The organism is Bacillus cereus group sp. BfR-BA-01360 (assembly GCF_022663595.1).
Classification (GTDB): Bacteria; Bacillota; Bacilli; order Bacillales; family Bacillaceae_G; genus Bacillus_A; species Bacillus_A cytotoxicus.
The window spans coordinates 15,017-31,052 of record NZ_JAKUFV010000009.1; the positions used below are offsets into that span (position 1 = coordinate 15,017).

The following is a 16,036-nucleotide window of genomic DNA, read 5'->3' on the forward strand; positions in this document are numbered from 1 at the left end:
TCGATAAGTGGTGTCGAATCGCCGATAAATTGCCCCGAACCGCCGATAAGTAGTGATGAATCGCCGATAAATTGCTCCGAACCGCCGATAAATAAAAAATGAGCCGCATAAGCAGCTCATTTTTTATAAGAAATATCCAAGTAGTAATCCAATTCCCATTAAGAAACCGAAAATTGTATTTGTTTTCGCTGTTGCTACCATTGCCGGTACCATTTCCATTGGAATGCTCTTTCCAATAAAGCCTTTTGTTGCTTTAAATGCTTTCGGGACACTTAAGAATACAATGAGCATCCATGGAGATACGATTCCAACGATGATAAGTGCAACTGTCCAAATGTAAGAAACGATAAACATCGAAGCAAGAACACCAATTGCTTTTTCACGTCCCACGATAATTGCTAATGTGTTACGACCGTTTTCTTTATCTCCATCTAAATCGCGAATATTGTTTGAAAGTAAAATAGCACCAATTAATATTGCATTTGGGATAGATAAGAGAACAACTTCTGATGTTACAGTTCCAGTTTGAATAAAGAATGAAATTCCAATAATAATAACGCCCATAAATAATCCAGCTGTTAATTCCCCAAATGGTGTGTACGCAATTGGAAGTGGACCACCTGTATAAAGGTAGGCAACAGCCATACAAATAAGGCCGATTGCTGCAAGCCACCAGCTAGAATTCATGCAAATGTAAACGCCTAATAGAATGGAAATACCAAAAAATCCAAAGGCTAAGTTCAATACAGTTTTTGGTTTAATACCGTCGCGGACAATCGCTCCGCCAATCCCAACTGAACCTTCATGATCCAATCCTCTTTTGTAATCAAAGTATTCATTAAACATGTTTGTTGCTGCTTGAATGAGAAGACAAGCAAGAAGCATGATAAAGAAAAGAGGAAGGTGTATTTGATTTATACCGCCGACTTGCATTGCATAAGCTGTTCCAATAAAAACAGGAACAAACGCAGCAGTTAATGTATGAGGACGCAATAAACTCCACCAAATGCGCCAACCTGTCTGTTTCTTCGGTTTTGGCGCCATAGGAGAGGAATTCGTTTCGACTTTCATTTCCATTTTGATTCCTCCTTGGTCACATAATGTACACACTTAAGTGTAGAAAAAAGCATTATATAGTGTCAACGTTTATTTTTTAGGAAGAGCAGACGAATTTCTCAGAAATGCTAATCGTTGACATGACTTTCGTTTGAGGTGTATCTTAAAATCAAGCGTATTTATGACTATTTTTCGCCCATAGGGGGGAGACTTTGTGATTCAAACGAAACAAAAAGACTTGCAAGAAGTACTCACTACAGCGATTGAAAAGAGTACAAATGAACAGACATTGGTTAGTTTTGTAAAACAAATAGATTGGATAGATCCGTTGCTGTTTTATGCGGCAGGAAAAAGGATTGCATCCGAGCATAGATGTTATTTTGCAGATCCAGCAGAGCGCGTTATATTTGCGGGGATTGGTTCTGTTTTCAACATAGTAAACTCTTCAAATGCACGCTTTCAAGATGCTCGTCAGCAGTGGAACAGAGTACAAGAGAAGGCGGTTATTCAAAGAGAAGCGTATGAATTTGGGACAGGTCCGCTTTTATTTGGCGGTTTTTCATTTGATCCAGAAAAGGAACAAACGGAGCTTTGGAAGGAATTTAAAGATACAACATTTTCATTGCCAGCCTTTTTATTAACAGTAAAAAACGAAAAAGCATGGCTTACGATAAATACTTTTGTTTCGGCTAAAGATTCTGCGGATAAGAAATATGAAGAAATTTCTTCTTTAGAGGAAAGAATTTTACAAGAAAGTGAATATCCGCTTGAAGAATCGCGATTAACGGTTACTTCTAAAGTGGAAGTAGACCCGCAAGGATGGATGCATGCAATTGAAAAAGTACAAGAGGAAATGAGAAAGGGAAACATACAGAAAGTGGTATTAGCGCGAGAACTTAAATTAGAAATAGACCAACAAATTGATTCTGCTCGCGTGCTAGAAGCACTTCGTATTGGACAGCCGGATTGCTATGTATTTTCTTTTGATTATAAAGGAGCGTGCTTCTTAGGAGCGACACCGGAACGATTAATCCGTAAAGAAGGGAATAAGTTCACTTCTATGTGCCTTGCTGGATCAATTGGGCAGGGGAATTCTATAGAAGAGAGTCAAAAAAATGGCGAAATGCTCCTTCATGATGAAAAGAATTTAGTAGAGCATGGTTATGTAGTAAATATGATCCGTAGTGTATTACAGGAACATTGCGAATTTGTTAATATTCCAGAGAGTCCAGGATTATTAACAACGAAAAATTTAATTCATTTATATACACCTGTTGAAGCGGAGGGGGATGCTTCCCTTTTAACATTGGTAGAAGAATTGCATCCAACGCCAGCTCTTGGTGGCACACCTCGTCACGTAGCGATGAAATTAATTCGTGATGTTGAATTATTAGATAGAGGATTGTACGGGGCACCAATCGGTTGGATGGATGAGCAAGGGAACGGAGAATTTGCAGTGGCATTGCGCTGTGGATTATTAAATGGTGAAAAGGCATCCTTATTTGCGGGCTGTGGCATTGTAATGGATTCTGTCCCACAGCTTGAATATGAAGAGACAAGTTTGAAGTTTAGACCGATGCTTGGTGCTTTGGAGGAATTGATGAAATGAATAATCATATAGAAGCATTATCATATTATTTAGGCGCGTTTGTTGACGAACTAGCGCGTCTAAATGTATGTGATGTTGTCATTAGTCCAGGCTCGCGATCAACACCGCTAGCCTTATTAATGGAGCAGCATGAACAAATAAAAACATATTTACACGTAGATGAACGATCCGCGGCCTTTTTCGCGCTCGGTATGGCGAAAGCGAAAAAACAGCCTGTGGCGATATTATGTACGTCGGGAACAGCCGCAGCAAATTATTATCCAGCTGTTTGTGAAGCGTATCATGCAAGAGTACCCCTACTCGTTTTAACTGCAGATAGACCGCATGAATTGAGAGATGTAGGAGCACCGCAGGCAATGAATCAATTCAATTTATACGGCTCATTTGTGAAACAATTTATGGAAATGGCACTTCCAGAAGCGAGAGAGCCAATGTATCAATATGTTCGCATGGCAGCTGGACGTGCTGTGGCAAGTGCATCTTTTGCACCAATGGGACCTGTCCATATGAACTTCCCACTTCGCGAACCACTTATTCCAGACTTTTCGTTAGATGGATTGTGGGAACAAGGGTGCGGAGAATATACGAATAGGGTTCAACAAGGAAGCATGACGCTAACGAGTGAATATATCCGTTCTCTTATAAAGCGCCTTTCACGTCTAGAAAAGGGGCTTATTGTTTGTGGAGACGATAGTCACCTAGAGCTTGTAGAAGTGATTGCGGAGTTTGCGGAGAAAACAGGATACCCAGTTTTAGCGGACCCACTTTCAAATCTTCGGACTGGAAGCCATAATCAAACAATGATTATCGATTGCTATGATACCTTTTTGCGAAATGAATTATTAAAAGATACGTGGAAGCCAGATATCATCATCCGTTTTGGTGGTATGCCTGTATCAAAAGCATTAACGCAATATATAAAAAAACAAGAGAGTGCTGTTCATATCATTGTAGATGAATCTGGAAAGTGGCGAGACCCAGCTTTAATGACAACAGAAGTTGTTTCTGCAAGCGATGTGGCATTTTGCAAAGCGATGACAGAACATATGCAAAAACGAGAACAGAATGACTGGTTCAAAAAATGGAAACATATAAACGATAAAACAAAGGAAACACTTCGTGAAGTTGAAGCATATGATACTGCTTTTGAAGGAAAAGTGATTACAGATATTGTTCGTATATTACCAGAAGGTGCGACATTATTTGTAAGTAACAGTATGCCAATTCGTGATGCAGATACATTTTTATTTACAAACGAGAAAAAAATACATGTGATGGCCAATCGTGGTGTGAATGGTATTGATGGAATTATTTCCACTGCATTAGGAGCAAGCACTGTTTGTGAACCACTTGTATTAGTAATTGGTGATTTATCATTTTATCATGATTTAAATGGTCTTTTAGCAGCGAAATTACATGATTTAAATATAACTATTGTTGTTGTGAATAATGATGGTGGAGGTATTTTTTCATTCTTACCACAATATGAGTCAAAAGAGCATTTTGAATCGCTATTTGGAACACCGCTTGGTCTTGATTATGAGCATGTTGTAAAGATGTACGGTGGTTCATTTGTTCGCGTAAGTGGCTGGGAAGCATTTCGTGAGGAAGTACAAAAAGGAATAATAGAAAGAGGATTACATGTTGTGGAAATTTGTACGAATCGAGAAGAAAATGTACAGTTGCATCGTAAATTGTGGGCAAAATCCGTAATAGAAATCAAAGACATGTTGCAAGGTGACACGGAATGAAAGTAACACTAGAAGGTGTGGCGTATGAATATGAAGTGGCTGGAAGTGGGGAGGCATTATTGCTCCTTCATGGTTTTACAGGAAGCATGGAAACATGGCGGTCATTTCTTCCTTTATGGAGCAAACAGTTTCAAGTGATCACTGTTGATATTGTAGGACATGGGAAAACGGAAAGCCCTGAAAGCCTAGTTCATTATGATATTCAAAATGTGGCGGTGCAGATGACAAAGTTGCTCGATCACTTGCAAATTGAAAAGGCGCATATACTTGGATATTCAATGGGCGGAAGACTTGCCATTACAATGTCGTGTTTGTATCCGGAGCGCGTAAAATCACTTATATTAGAAAACTGTACAGCTGGGCTCGAAACAGAGGCGGACAGAAAAGCACGCCGCATGAAGGATGAACAATTGGCAGAGCGAATTGAATTAGAAGGAATCGAAGTCTTCGTAAATCATTGGGAAAACATACCTTTATTTGCAACGCAAAAAACATTGCCACAAGCCATAAAGCAGGCAGTAAGAAAAGAGCGGCTCGCAAATCATCCGAGGGGACTTGCAAATAGTTTAAGAGGTATGGGGACAGGCGCTCAGCCTTCTTGGTGGAATGAGCTGGCAGGACTGAAGATGCCTGTTCTGTTACTAAGTGGAGAGTATGACAAAAAGTTTTTTTTAATCTTAAAAAATATGCAAAAACGCATCCGAAACGCGAAATTTGTCAAAATTGATAAAGCAGGCCATGCAATTCATGTGGAACAACCGCAAAAGTTTGGTACAATAGTAGAGGGATTTTTAAAAACCATACGGTGATGCTTTCTTTTTTTAGAGAAAGTTGAACTTATATTAGCACAACAAAAAGGAGGTAAGAGTAATGGCTATCGAATGGATAAAAGAAGGCAATTACGAAGATATTATTTATTCCACATACAATGGTATCGCAAAGATTTCGATTAATCGCCCTGAAGTACATAACGCATTCCGTCCTGAAACGGTAATGGAGTTAATCGATGCTTTTGCACATGCGCGTGATGATGAAAATATCGGCGTTATCATTTTAACTGGTGAAGGTGGACGTGCATTCTGTTCTGGCGGCGACCAAAAAGTTCGCGGTCATGGTGGATATGTAGGAGGAGACAAAATTCCTCGATTAAACGTATTAGACTTACAACGTTTAATCCGTGCAATTCCGAAACCAGTTATCGCAATGGTAGCAGGTTATGCAATTGGTGGTGGACACGTACTTCATATTGTATGTGATTTAACAATTGCGGCAGACAACGCAGTATTTGGACAAACTGGTCCGAAAGTAGGAAGCTTTGATGGTGGATACGGTGCTGGTTATTTAGCTCGCATGGTAGGTCATAAGAAAGCTCGTGAAATTTGGTATTTATGTCGCCAATATAACGCACAAGAAGCGCTTGATATGGGCTTAATTAATACAGTTGTACCACTAGATCAATTAGAAGAAGAAACAGTAAAATGGGCAGAAGAAATTTTAGAAAAGAGCCCAATGGCATTACGTTTCTTAAAAGCTGCATTCAACGCAGACACGGACGGCCTAGCTGGTATTCAACAACTAGCGGGAGACGCAACGTTATTGTATTACACAACTGACGAAGCAAAAGAAGGTCGTGACGCGTTCAAAGAAAAACGCCGTCCAGACTTCGGACAATTCCCTCGTTTCCCTTGATCAAAAGCGGAATCGAATGTCTATCCCTGACGGCTAATGTTCTTTCGCATGAAGAGTAATTTTTACTTTCCCATGCGGAAGTAGCTCGTTCAGAATAAGAGACTTGATACACATCAAGTCTCTTTCTTTCATGGAAGGAGAATTGGAAATGGAGACAATGCCCAATTGGCTAATGCAACGTGCATTTTTAACACCGGATCGCATCGCAATTGAAACAAAAGAGGAGAAAATTACTTTCTTCGCATTACATGAAAAAGTAGTATCTGTTTGTGAAAACCTTGCTTACTTACAAATAAAAAAAGGTCAAAAAGTGGCTGTTCTGATGAAAAATGGTATGGAAATGATTGCAGTGATTCATGCACTATCTTATATAGGAGCTATAGCTGTATTACTAAATACACGTCTTTCAAGAGAAGAGCTACTTTGGCAAATGGAAGATGCTGAAGTGATTTGCTTATTAACTGATCAAATATTTGAACCAGAGCAGGTGCCTGTCTACACATTTGAGGAAGTGGAGAACGGACCAAAGCAGTCTGTGGTGATTCAAGAGGAATTTTCTTTAGCAGAGGCAATGACAATCATTTATACATCTGGAACAACGGGCAAGCCAAAAGGAGTTATTTTAACATATGGGAACCATTGGGCAAGTGCTGTGGGTTCTTCGCTGAATTTAGGGCTTCGCGATGATGATTGTTGGTTAGCATGTATGCCAATGTTTCATGTAGGCGGATTATCTCTTTTAATGAAAAACATTATGTACGGTATGCGAGTATTGTTAGTTCCCAAATATGACCCAGATTTTATTCATCAAGCCATTCAAACAAAAGGGGTAACCATTATATCAGTTGTTGCAAAGATGTTGACAGATTTGTTAGAGAGACTGGGAAATGAAACATATCCAAGCTCTTTACGCTGCATGTTATTAGGCGGAGGACCGGCACCAAAGCCCCTTTTAGAAGCATGTGTACAAAAAGGAATTCCAGTATATCAAACATATGGAATGACAGAAACATCTTCACAAATTTGTACGCTTTCTGCTGATTATATGTTAACGAAAGTTGGTTCTGCAGGGAAACCTCTTTTCCCATGTCAACTTCGCATTGAGAAGGACGGTAAGGTTATGCCTGCAAATGTAGAAGGAGAAATTGTTGTGAAAGGTCCTAACGTCACACGAGGATATTTTAAGCGTGAAGATGCAACGCGTGAAACAATTGTAGATGGTTGGCTTCATACTGGTGATCTTGGTTATGTAGACGACGAAGGATTTTTATATGTATTAGATCGTCGCAGTGATTTAATTATTTCAGGTGGCGAAAACATTTATCCTGCGCAAATTGAAGAGGTATTACTTTCTCATCCGCTCGTTTTAGAAGCAGGTGTCGTTGGAAAGTCTGATGAAACATGGGGACAAGTACCTGTTGCATTTGTTGTAAAAGCGGGGCAGGTTACCGAGGAAGAAATGATTCATTTTTGCGAAGAGAAATTGGCAAAGTATAAGGTGCCAAAAGCGGTTTATTTTTTACATGAGTTACCGCGTAATGCTTCAAAAAAATTATTAAGACGTGAACTAAGGCAGCTTTTGGAGGAGAAATAAATGAGAATTAACAAGGCAACGCTCTATGTAACAGAAATGCCGCTTGTTATTCCTTTTGCTGCGAGTTATGGCACATATGAAAGACGGGAAAGCATTGTAGTTGAATTGGAGGATACGGACGGATATATCGGGTTTGGAGAAGTTGTCGCCTTTTCAGAACCGTGGTATACGGAAGAAACAATCACAACAGCACTTCATATGCTTCGAGATTTTTTATTGCCAGATTTGCTAAAGCTTGAAATTATGCACCCAGATGAAATTCCTAGTCTCTTTCAACATATAAAACGGAACCATATGGCGAAAGCAGGAATAGAAGGGGCTGTATGGGACTTATATGCGAAACGTCATAATCAGTCATTAGCAACTTTACTTGGGGGAACACAGCCAGAAATTGAAGTAGGGGTTGTAGTCGGGTTAGATACAGTTCCCAATATGTTGAAACGAATTGAAACGTACGCAGAAGAAGGGTATCAGCGCTTTAAAGTGAAAATTAAGCCGGAACTTGATTATGAATTGCTAAAGGAAATACGAAGAGTTTTTCCAAAGATACCACTTATGGCAGATGCGAATTCTGCGTATACGTTAGCGGATATTGAGCGGTTAAAAAGGCTGGATGAATTTCAATTAATGATGATTGAGCAGCCGTTAGCGGATAACGATTTTTTGGATCACGCCAAGCTTCAAAAACAAATGGAAACCCCCATTTGTTTAGATGAAAGTATTCATAGCTTGGAAGATGCAAGAGTAGCAATTACACTTGGAAGTTGTCGCATTATGAATATTAAGCCGGGCCGAGTGGGAGGACTTACGGAATCCATTCAAATTCATGATTATTGTAGGAATCATAACATTCCAGTTTGGTGCGGCGGTATGGTTGAAATGGGAATTTCACGCGCACAAAATATTGCATTAGCATCGCTTCCAAACTTTACGATTCCAGGAGATATTTCTGCTTCTAATAGACATTGGGAGAAGGATATTATTTTGCCAGAAGTAACGCTTCAGAATGGAAAAGTGATTGTTCCGAAAGCTACTGGGCTTGGATATGCTGTGAACCGCGAGAGATTAGAGGAAATAACAAAGCAACATATTATATATAAGAGATAAAAAAAGGATTCATATAGCGGATCCTCTTTTTCTTTGTACATAAGAGCACAAGCCCGTTTTTGTGCCAAACAAGCTTCCCATTTGCCCCAAAAACATAATATAAATTGAATCCCCTCATTTAGAGCAAGATTGGAGATCTTGTTACGAATGATAGTAAAGGAGGAATAGAGCAAATGAGTGAAAAGTGCGATAACAGACATGGGCATGGACATCATGGTTGCGGAGGCGGCTTTGCGCTTTTAATTGTATTGTTTATTCTGTTAATTATTATCGGAGCTAGCTGCTTCGGCGGCGGCTATTGCGGATATGGCGGATATGGTTACGGCTGCTAACAAAAACTATTAAAAATAGCCTTGTGTGTGACGCACAAGGCTATTTTATTCATAATCTAATAGGATGTGATAATTTTTGCATAGAGAGAGAAGTAAAAAGAAAAAGAGAATTTCAACCGATCCAAAAATCGTTAGCACAACTGTGATTTCAGCAGATAAGGATAAGCCTAATATATCTTGCAGCATCTTTGTTGCAAAAAATGTATGAATAGAAGCCATAATATATGGAACAAAGAATAAGATGGCAAGCTGAATGGTAACAGATTGTTTCATCTCGTATTCTGTTAAACCGATTTTGGTAATGGTAATATATTTTTCATGTTCAGTTGCTAAATCGGTGTACATACGGAAATAAAGAACACTTCCAGCACCGATGAAAAAGATTACACCAAGGAATGTACCAATTAAGAAAAAAGAGGCAACTCCTAATTGATACAGTGAATTGCTGGTCTCAGTAGCATGAAATGGAGGATGCTCCGTCTGAACGGATTCGAGATCATGCTGAACGTTTTTCATGTATGAATTGTTTTTGTGATGTTCCTAAAACAGTTAAGATGCCAAATTGTTTCTTGCGTACTTTTAAAAAGGTACCAATAGAATATAGCAAAAAGAAAAAGGAGAGGAAGAGAATGACAACTTCGGAAGTAGCTATCAAGATGTTAAGGGCTTGATTGAGTTCACTATTTTTAAGTTTAGGATGAAATAAATACACAGCAAAGGAAAATGCACTACTTACAAAGTAAGCAAAATAAGCTCTCGAATTGCGCGTTACATTTTTAAATGCAAATTGCAAAAACGTCATCCGCGTCTTCCGCCAAGCAATGCTAATACATCTAATATTTCTTGATAGAACTTCTCACGATACAATCCGCGATGTAATTCATTATAAAGCTCTCCATCTTTAATGAAGATAACGCGATTGCAATAACTTGCGGCAAAAGGATCATGCGTTACCATTAAAATCGTAGCATTCTCTTCTTTATTGAGTTTTGTAAACAATTCCATAACATCGATGGCTGCTTTTGAATCTAGGTTTCCCGTCGGTTCATCTGCAAGTAGAAGAGATGGATGATGAATGACCGCACGAGCTACTGCAGTTCGCTGGGCTTGTCCACCAGAAACCTCAAAAATTCGTTTATCTAAAATATGATCAATTCCAAGTTTCTTTGAGATACTATCAAGTTTTTCATCCATTTCTTTTAAAGGAACATTGTCTAGCGTTAATGGTAAGACAATATTTTCTCCAATTGTTAATGTGTCTAAAAGATTAAAGTTTTGAAAGACAAACCCTAGTTCTTGACGGCGGAATACAGCAAGCTTTTCACGCCGGAACGTATGCGGCTGTTTGCCATTAATAAATACTTCACCAGCAGTAGGAGAATCAATCGTTGAAATTACATTTAAGAAAGTGGACTTTCCACTCCCAGAAGGCCCCATAATGGCAACAAACTCTCCTTTATCTACATGTAAATTAATATTTTTTAAAGCAGTATGAGGGACCTTACCCTCATACACTTTTGAGACATTTTTTATATGCAATACTTCTTCCATAAGAATTCACCTTTCTATTTTTTAAAGCTTAATGTGCTGCGATAACTTTTGTATATACAAGGAACGAATTAAGAAGAAAAAGAGAATCTCGACCATTCCAAATATAATGAGAACAACTGTAACTTCAGTAAATAATGATAAGTTTATCACTTCTTGTAGCATTTTCGTTGCAAACATTGTATGGATGGAAGCCATAATATAAGGAACAAAAAACAAGATAGCAAGTTGAATCGTAGCCGATTGCTGCATCTCTAATTCGGTTAGACCAATTTTGGTAATGGTAATATACTTTTCATGTTCATTTGCTAAATCGGTGTACATACGGAAATAAAGAACACTTCCAGCTCCGATAAAGAAAATGACACCAAGGAACGTACCAATTAAGAAGAAGGAAGCAGCACCTAATTTAATTTGATATAATGTATCACTTGCTTCTTCCATCATATATAAAGGCTCTTCCGATGCAATACTTTTTCGATCTGCCGTTAATTTATCAAGGTATTCCCTAGCGATTACGTGTGTCCTTTCCCAATCTTGTACAGCAAAGTTATATAGTGTCATATGCTTCATATGGCTGGATAATGCATGGACAGTATCATCAGATAAAATTAGTAATTGTGATGTTAATCCAGTCGGTATTACACTGAATGTTTCATATCCTTTTATTTGTAATGTAAGTGAAGCCTGGGACAGCGTAATGTTTGTTTGCTTGAGATCTTTTTGCAGAGGGCTCAATACATTTTGATAACCATGCCCAGGTAGTACATATGTTTCATTGTCTTTTACAAAAAGGTGTTTCAAGCCTAAAGCATCTGCCAGTTTATTATAATCACTTTCCTTTAGTACATATGCAGTTCGGTCGTATGAGATGGTTTCGTCTTTTTGCAATGAAATTTCATATAGATCAGTTTTCAATTTTTTATAGGAAAACTGTTCTTCACTAAGTCGTTTTTCTAGCCAATTCATATGCTGTGAGGCAAATGGATTGGCATCATATGAAATATAAGTGAAAGGAAATGGCTTATTGTTTGCTACATCAAATTTCATAAATTTTCCTAATCCATATATGAATGTAATCATTGTAAATGCAAGGGCGGAGAGCATTGCTACAATAAAGAGCATATTAATATTGGTTCGAATACGACTTGCTAAATCAGAAATCCACAGCATATTAATCCGTTTCATATAAAATTTTCTTTGTCTTTTTAATATACGAATCAGCAGGAAACTAATTTGAGAAAAGAAAAGGTATGTTCCAATCGTAACGAGTGCTGGAATAACAAAAACGCTAGAAGCAATGTATATGGTTCCGATTTCTAAGCCGAGTGATAGAAAGTATTTTGGATTGCCAGCTAATATATATCCTAAAAGTAAACAAGTAATACCAAAAAGAGAAATAAATATAGAAGGCTTACGTTCCTTCTGCTTCATATTCCCTTCTTTTAGTAAGCGTACTGCTTTTCTTGTTCGAATAAGCATAGGAGTAAAAGTTGAGACAACAATAAAGAGACCAAGAAAGATTGTTATAGTTAAAATAATCGCACCAGTGGGCCAATATAAGTATAGACCAGATGCGTGTGTGATTTTGGCTGTTACAAGCAAGAAAAATTGTGAAAAAACGAGTCCGAATTGTATCCCAAAAAAGATAGACAATCCTCCAATTAACATATTTTCCATAAATATAAGACGCTTTAATTGTCTTTGTGAGATCCCTAAGACGGTTAAAATACCAAACTGTTTTTTGCGCACTTTTAAAAAAGTACCGATGGAATAAAGCAGGAATAAAAATGAGAAACCGACAATAATCACTTCTGATAAAATCATTAAGCTTGTTACGGCATCTGATGTACTCATATTTTGTAATCGAGGATGAAATAAATACACTGCAAATGAAAAGAAAGTGGCAATGGAAAACGCACTACTTACAAAATAAGCGAAATAAGCTCTTGAGTTACGTGTTACATTTTTTAATGCGAATTGCCAAAATGTCATGCTGTATGCCTCCTTATAAAAGAACAAAAAATCTTGCTGTAAAAAGTGTATGAGAATGAATCCTCATACACTTTTGTGAAATATGCTATTGTCATGTACTTATCACCGTCTTATTTTCATCAGATACGTTATTTACAGCATGATGGAAAATAATTTTAATAGAAGTGCCTTTGCCTACTTCAGAATCGAGCGTTACGGAATGGCCTAAATAATCACAAATTTTGCTTACAATATAAAGGCCCATGCCGGTAGACTCTCCGAATGTGCGACCATTTTTTCCAGTATAAAATGGTTCGAATACTCTGCGAATATCTTCTTTTGGAATACCGACACCTTCATCGCGCACTTCTAAAACAATGTTTGTCCCATTAGAATAGGCAGATAAGAAAACTTTTTTCCCATGCTCTCCCGAATAGCGGACAGCATTTGTCATTAATTGATAAATGATGAAATTCAACCATTTCGCGTCAGAAGCAACTTTAAAATCAGAGTGCACTTCTAACACGGGGAAGACTCCATTGCGAATCAATAGCTCTTTTAATCCATTAATATTTTTCGTTACAATCTCTTTCAATGATATGGTTTCAACATGGAAGTCTTCGTGGAAGTTATTTAATCTTGCCATATATAATGCCATATCAAGTCCTTGATTTAATCTATCGAGTTCCTTTTTAAACTTAGGAATTAATTGCTCATCTTCCATTTCTAGAACCATAAGCTGCATAACAGAAACGGGAGTTTTCATTTGATGTACCCAGTGATTAATAAATAATTGATGTTCCTGTTGTTTTACTTCATACGTTTGCAATTCTTTTTGAAACAAACGATATTGTGTGCGAACAAGCTCGTTTACACTATGAGGCATAGGAGCTGTTGCTCTTTCAATAAATGCATCTTCCAGTTTATCGGGTGGTTCACTTAAACGATGATACATTCTCCGATTGCGAACATAGCGATAAGCAAGGAAGCAAATAAATAAATATAAACTTAGTACGATAAAATAAAATTTGTTATTTTGAAATCCATCGACAGCGTCATATAATATGAAAATGATACCGAAATTTAAAGCATATAGTAGAAAAAATGCAAAATGATCACGTAAAAATAACCTCATGCTTATTCACTCCAAGTTGCATTTAAGCGATATCCCAATCCGCGCACAGTTTCAATTCCATTTTGAATGCCAAGTTCATTAAACTTCTTACGAAGGCGTGTAATATTTACATTTAATGTATTTTCTTCCACGAAGCTTTCATCATCCCAAAGTGCAGCTAGTAAATCTTCACGGCTTGCTGTGCGTGGGAACTTCGCTAGAAGCATTTCTGCCAAAATGGCCTCTTTTTTTGTAAGAAGAACTTGCTCAGCTTTAAAGTGCATTTCTGGTCGTTCCGGGAATAATTTTAATCCTTCTACTTCAACGATTCGTTCAGAAATATTTGGTGCATAATCGCCATAAATCCGTCGTAATTGTCCCTTTATTTTTGCCATCACAACGTCATAGTGGAATGGTTTTGTAATGTAATCATCCGCACCGCTTTCAATTGCCATAATTTGTTCCATCTCACCTGCACGAGCAGAGATGAAAATGATAGGACAGGTTGATTCATGACGAATTTGACGACACCAGTAAAAACCATCGAATTTAGGTAAATTAACATCAAGTAAGACAAGATGTGGATTTACAGCGTTAAATGATTCTAGAATATCATCGAAATTTTCCGCAATAACAGCTTCATAACCATATTTTTGAATATGAGATTGAAGCAAAGATGAAATATTTGGATCGTCTTCAACGATTAAAACTGTATACATATGTATATTCCTCCTCCAAAAGCCATTGTAGCTATAGTGTAACATGTGTTTCTTGTCTTTTCATTATGTTGCAATAAGTGCTACTAAACAGTATAGGACAAAAGTGGAAAAAGTAAAAAGATACATGTGAATCATTTACAATTATTTATTGTTGGTTAGATATTTAGATAAATATCTAAATGTCTAATTATTGATTCGCATCACTTAAAACTGCTGAATTTATTCAAGATGAAAAAAGAGGACAATTCGTTGTTTACTCTTTAAACACGACTGTATTTCCAGATTTATTAGCGTGGGTGTTTACGTTTACGACTAAAGGGGGAGAGGGAAAATGAAAAGCTGTTTTTCCTTCTAGGGGAAGAACAGCTTTTTTACTTTTACAAAGTTTGGATTCTAGAGTAGCAGGAAGGAAATAACCGCATTTAACATTCCATGTACAATGATATAGGTGCTGTTTAATCTTACAGAAATGTAATGTTCCTGTAAGAAGAATGAATGGATGGTTCTTGATCCTTGGTGTTACAGTAGTAAAGTAGTTATTTCGCAAAGCTGTATTTCGTTTTCTTCTACTAAAAGCCCTTACATAACTGACCTCTTTTTGTAAGAAACATCGATAGTGGCAAAAGTAGAGAGTAGATAGAGTGGAAAGAAAGAATAGAAGAAACGAGGAATGATAGATGAAAACAGTGCTAGAAGCAAGAAATATAAAAAAAATATATGATACAGGTGGAAATCAATTTGAAGCGTTAAAGAGCATTCATTTGGAAGTAAAAGAAGGTGAGTTCGTTGGAATTATGGGACCATCTGGTTCCGGTAAGACGACTCTTTTAAATGTTCTTTCTACAATTGATCATGCGACGAGCGGTGAGATTTTCATTGATGGAAGTGATATTGTAAAGATGAATGATGATACATTGGCTTTATTTCGCCGCAATCATTTAGGTTTCATTTTCCAAGAGTATAATTTACTAGATTCGTTAACAGTAAAAGAGAATATTGCGTTACCACTTGCATTATCAAAGATAAAAGCAAATGAAATTGACCGACGCGTACTTGAAATTGCGAAGAAGTTTGGAATTGATCATATTTTAAATCAATTTCCTTATCAAATATCTGGCGGACAAAAGCAACGCTGCGCAGCTTCTCGTGCTATTGTTACAAATCCAAGTATGATTTTTGGAGATGAGCCAACAGGGGCGCTTGATTCAAAAGCAGCGACTGATTTATTAGAAAGTATGAAATCATTGAATGAATATGATCATGCAACAATTTTAATGGTTACACATGATGCCTTTGCGGCAAGTTATTGTAAACGTGTTATCTTCATGAAAGATGGACAATTATATAAGGAATTACACCGTGGTGAGTTAGATTGTAAACAATTTTTCCAACAAGTTGTAGATGTAATGTCTGCTATTTCTGGAGGATCGGCCCACAACATTATCTAGCGTCGCTTTTTATAACATACAGCGGAAATTTAAAGGAATGAACAAATAGGATCATTCCGTTTCGATTCAGTTGATTCATACTATTAAATATTTGG

The 16,036-nt window shown here is 37.4% G+C and carries 14 protein-coding genes and 2 pseudogenes; 9 read left to right on the forward strand and 7 right to left on the reverse strand.

The features are described 5' to 3' along the window. Window positions 1–123: 123 nt before the first annotated feature. The gene (locus MR056_RS10495) at window positions 124–1,077 is read right to left on the reverse strand and encodes a 1,4-dihydroxy-2-naphthoate polyprenyltransferase (RefSeq protein WP_012095950.1); all 954 of its coding nucleotides are present in this window, start codon (window positions 1,075–1,077) and stop codon (window positions 124–126) included. A 193-nt stretch (window positions 1,078–1,270) separates the two neighbouring features. Between MR056_RS10495 and MR056_RS10500 the strand changes: the two genes are divergently transcribed. From MR056_RS10500 to MR056_RS10530, 7 genes are all read left to right on the forward strand, one after another. Next, on the forward strand, window positions 1,271–2,665 hold the full coding sequence (locus MR056_RS10500) for an isochorismate synthase (RefSeq protein ID WP_012095948.1): 1,395 nt from the start codon (window positions 1,271–1,273) through the stop codon (window positions 2,663–2,665). Further along, complete coding sequence (gene menD, locus MR056_RS10505; RefSeq protein WP_012095947.1) at window positions 2,662–4,416, forward strand: 2-succinyl-5-enolpyruvyl-6-hydroxy-3-cyclohexene-1-carboxylic-acid synthase; 1,755 nt, start codon at window positions 2,662–2,664, stop codon at window positions 4,414–4,416. The genes MR056_RS10500 and menD overlap by 4 nt, the downstream gene beginning before the upstream one ends. Beyond that, window positions 4,413–5,225: a 2-succinyl-6-hydroxy-2,4-cyclohexadiene-1-carboxylate synthase gene (gene menH, locus MR056_RS10510; RefSeq protein WP_012095946.1), complete on the forward strand. Its 813-nt coding sequence runs from the start codon at window positions 4,413–4,415 to the stop codon at window positions 5,223–5,225. The genes menD and menH overlap by 4 nt, the downstream gene beginning before the upstream one ends. A 61-nt stretch (window positions 5,226–5,286) precedes the next feature. Then, entirely contained in the window at window positions 5,287–6,105 is an 819-nt protein-coding gene (menB, locus tag MR056_RS10515) for a 1,4-dihydroxy-2-naphthoyl-CoA synthase (protein WP_012095945.1), read from the forward strand. A 148-nt stretch (window positions 6,106–6,253) separates the two neighbouring features. Then, window positions 6,254–7,699, forward strand: a complete 1,446-nt coding sequence (locus MR056_RS10520) for an o-succinylbenzoate--CoA ligase (RefSeq protein ID WP_012095944.1) — start codon at window positions 6,254–6,256, stop codon at window positions 7,697–7,699. After that, a complete protein-coding gene (gene menC, locus MR056_RS10525; protein ID WP_012095943.1) occupies window positions 7,700–8,806 on the forward strand; it encodes an o-succinylbenzoate synthase in 1,107 nt (368 codons plus the stop codon). Between the two features lie 173 nt (window positions 8,807–8,979). Continuing rightward, entirely contained in the window at window positions 8,980–9,138 is a 159-nt protein-coding gene (locus MR056_RS10530; RefSeq protein WP_210351834.1) for a YjcZ family sporulation protein, read from the forward strand. 45 nt (window positions 9,139–9,183) lie between these two features. On the opposite strand, the pseudogene MR056_RS10535 reads toward MR056_RS10530, so the two are convergent. The 6 genes and pseudogenes from MR056_RS10535 to MR056_RS10560 all read right to left on the reverse strand — a co-directional run. Continuing rightward, window positions 9,184–9,621 (reverse strand): annotated as a pseudogene (locus tag MR056_RS10535) (ABC transporter permease); the annotation flags it as partial. 13 nt (window positions 9,622–9,634) lie between these two features. Further along, window positions 9,635–9,940 (reverse strand): FtsX-like permease family protein, encoded by a 306-nt coding sequence (locus MR056_RS10540; RefSeq protein ID WP_041810093.1) that lies wholly within the window; start codon window positions 9,938–9,940, stop codon window positions 9,635–9,637. Further along, window positions 9,937–10,689, reverse strand: coding sequence for an ABC transporter ATP-binding protein (locus tag MR056_RS10545; protein WP_012095942.1), 753 nt, complete (start codon window positions 10,687–10,689; stop codon window positions 9,937–9,939). The genes MR056_RS10540 and MR056_RS10545 overlap by 4 nt, the downstream gene beginning before the upstream one ends. Window positions 10,690–10,710: 21 nt before the next feature. Beyond that, a complete protein-coding gene (locus MR056_RS10550) occupies window positions 10,711–12,681 on the reverse strand; it encodes an FtsX-like permease family protein (protein ID WP_012095941.1) in 1,971 nt (656 codons plus the stop codon). A 91-nt stretch (window positions 12,682–12,772) separates the two neighbouring features. After that, window positions 12,773–13,795, reverse strand: coding sequence for a sensor histidine kinase (locus MR056_RS10555; RefSeq protein ID WP_012095940.1), 1,023 nt, complete (start codon window positions 13,793–13,795; stop codon window positions 12,773–12,775). Between the two features lie 2 nt (window positions 13,796–13,797). Next, window positions 13,798–14,493: a response regulator transcription factor gene (locus tag MR056_RS10560; RefSeq protein WP_012095939.1), complete on the reverse strand. Its 696-nt coding sequence runs from the start codon at window positions 14,491–14,493 to the stop codon at window positions 13,798–13,800. Between the two features lie 200 nt (window positions 14,494–14,693). On the opposite strand from MR056_RS10560, the pseudogene MR056_RS10565 reads away from it, so the two are divergent. Both MR056_RS10565 and MR056_RS10570 read left to right on the forward strand, forming a co-directional pair. After that, window positions 14,694–14,828, forward strand: a pseudogene (locus tag MR056_RS10565) (transcriptional regulator); the annotation flags it as partial. A gap of 342 nt (window positions 14,829–15,170) precedes the next feature. After that, window positions 15,171–15,941, forward strand: a complete 771-nt coding sequence (locus MR056_RS10570; protein WP_012095938.1) for an ABC transporter ATP-binding protein — start codon at window positions 15,171–15,173, stop codon at window positions 15,939–15,941. The last annotated feature ends 95 nt before the right edge of the window (window positions 15,942–16,036 follow it).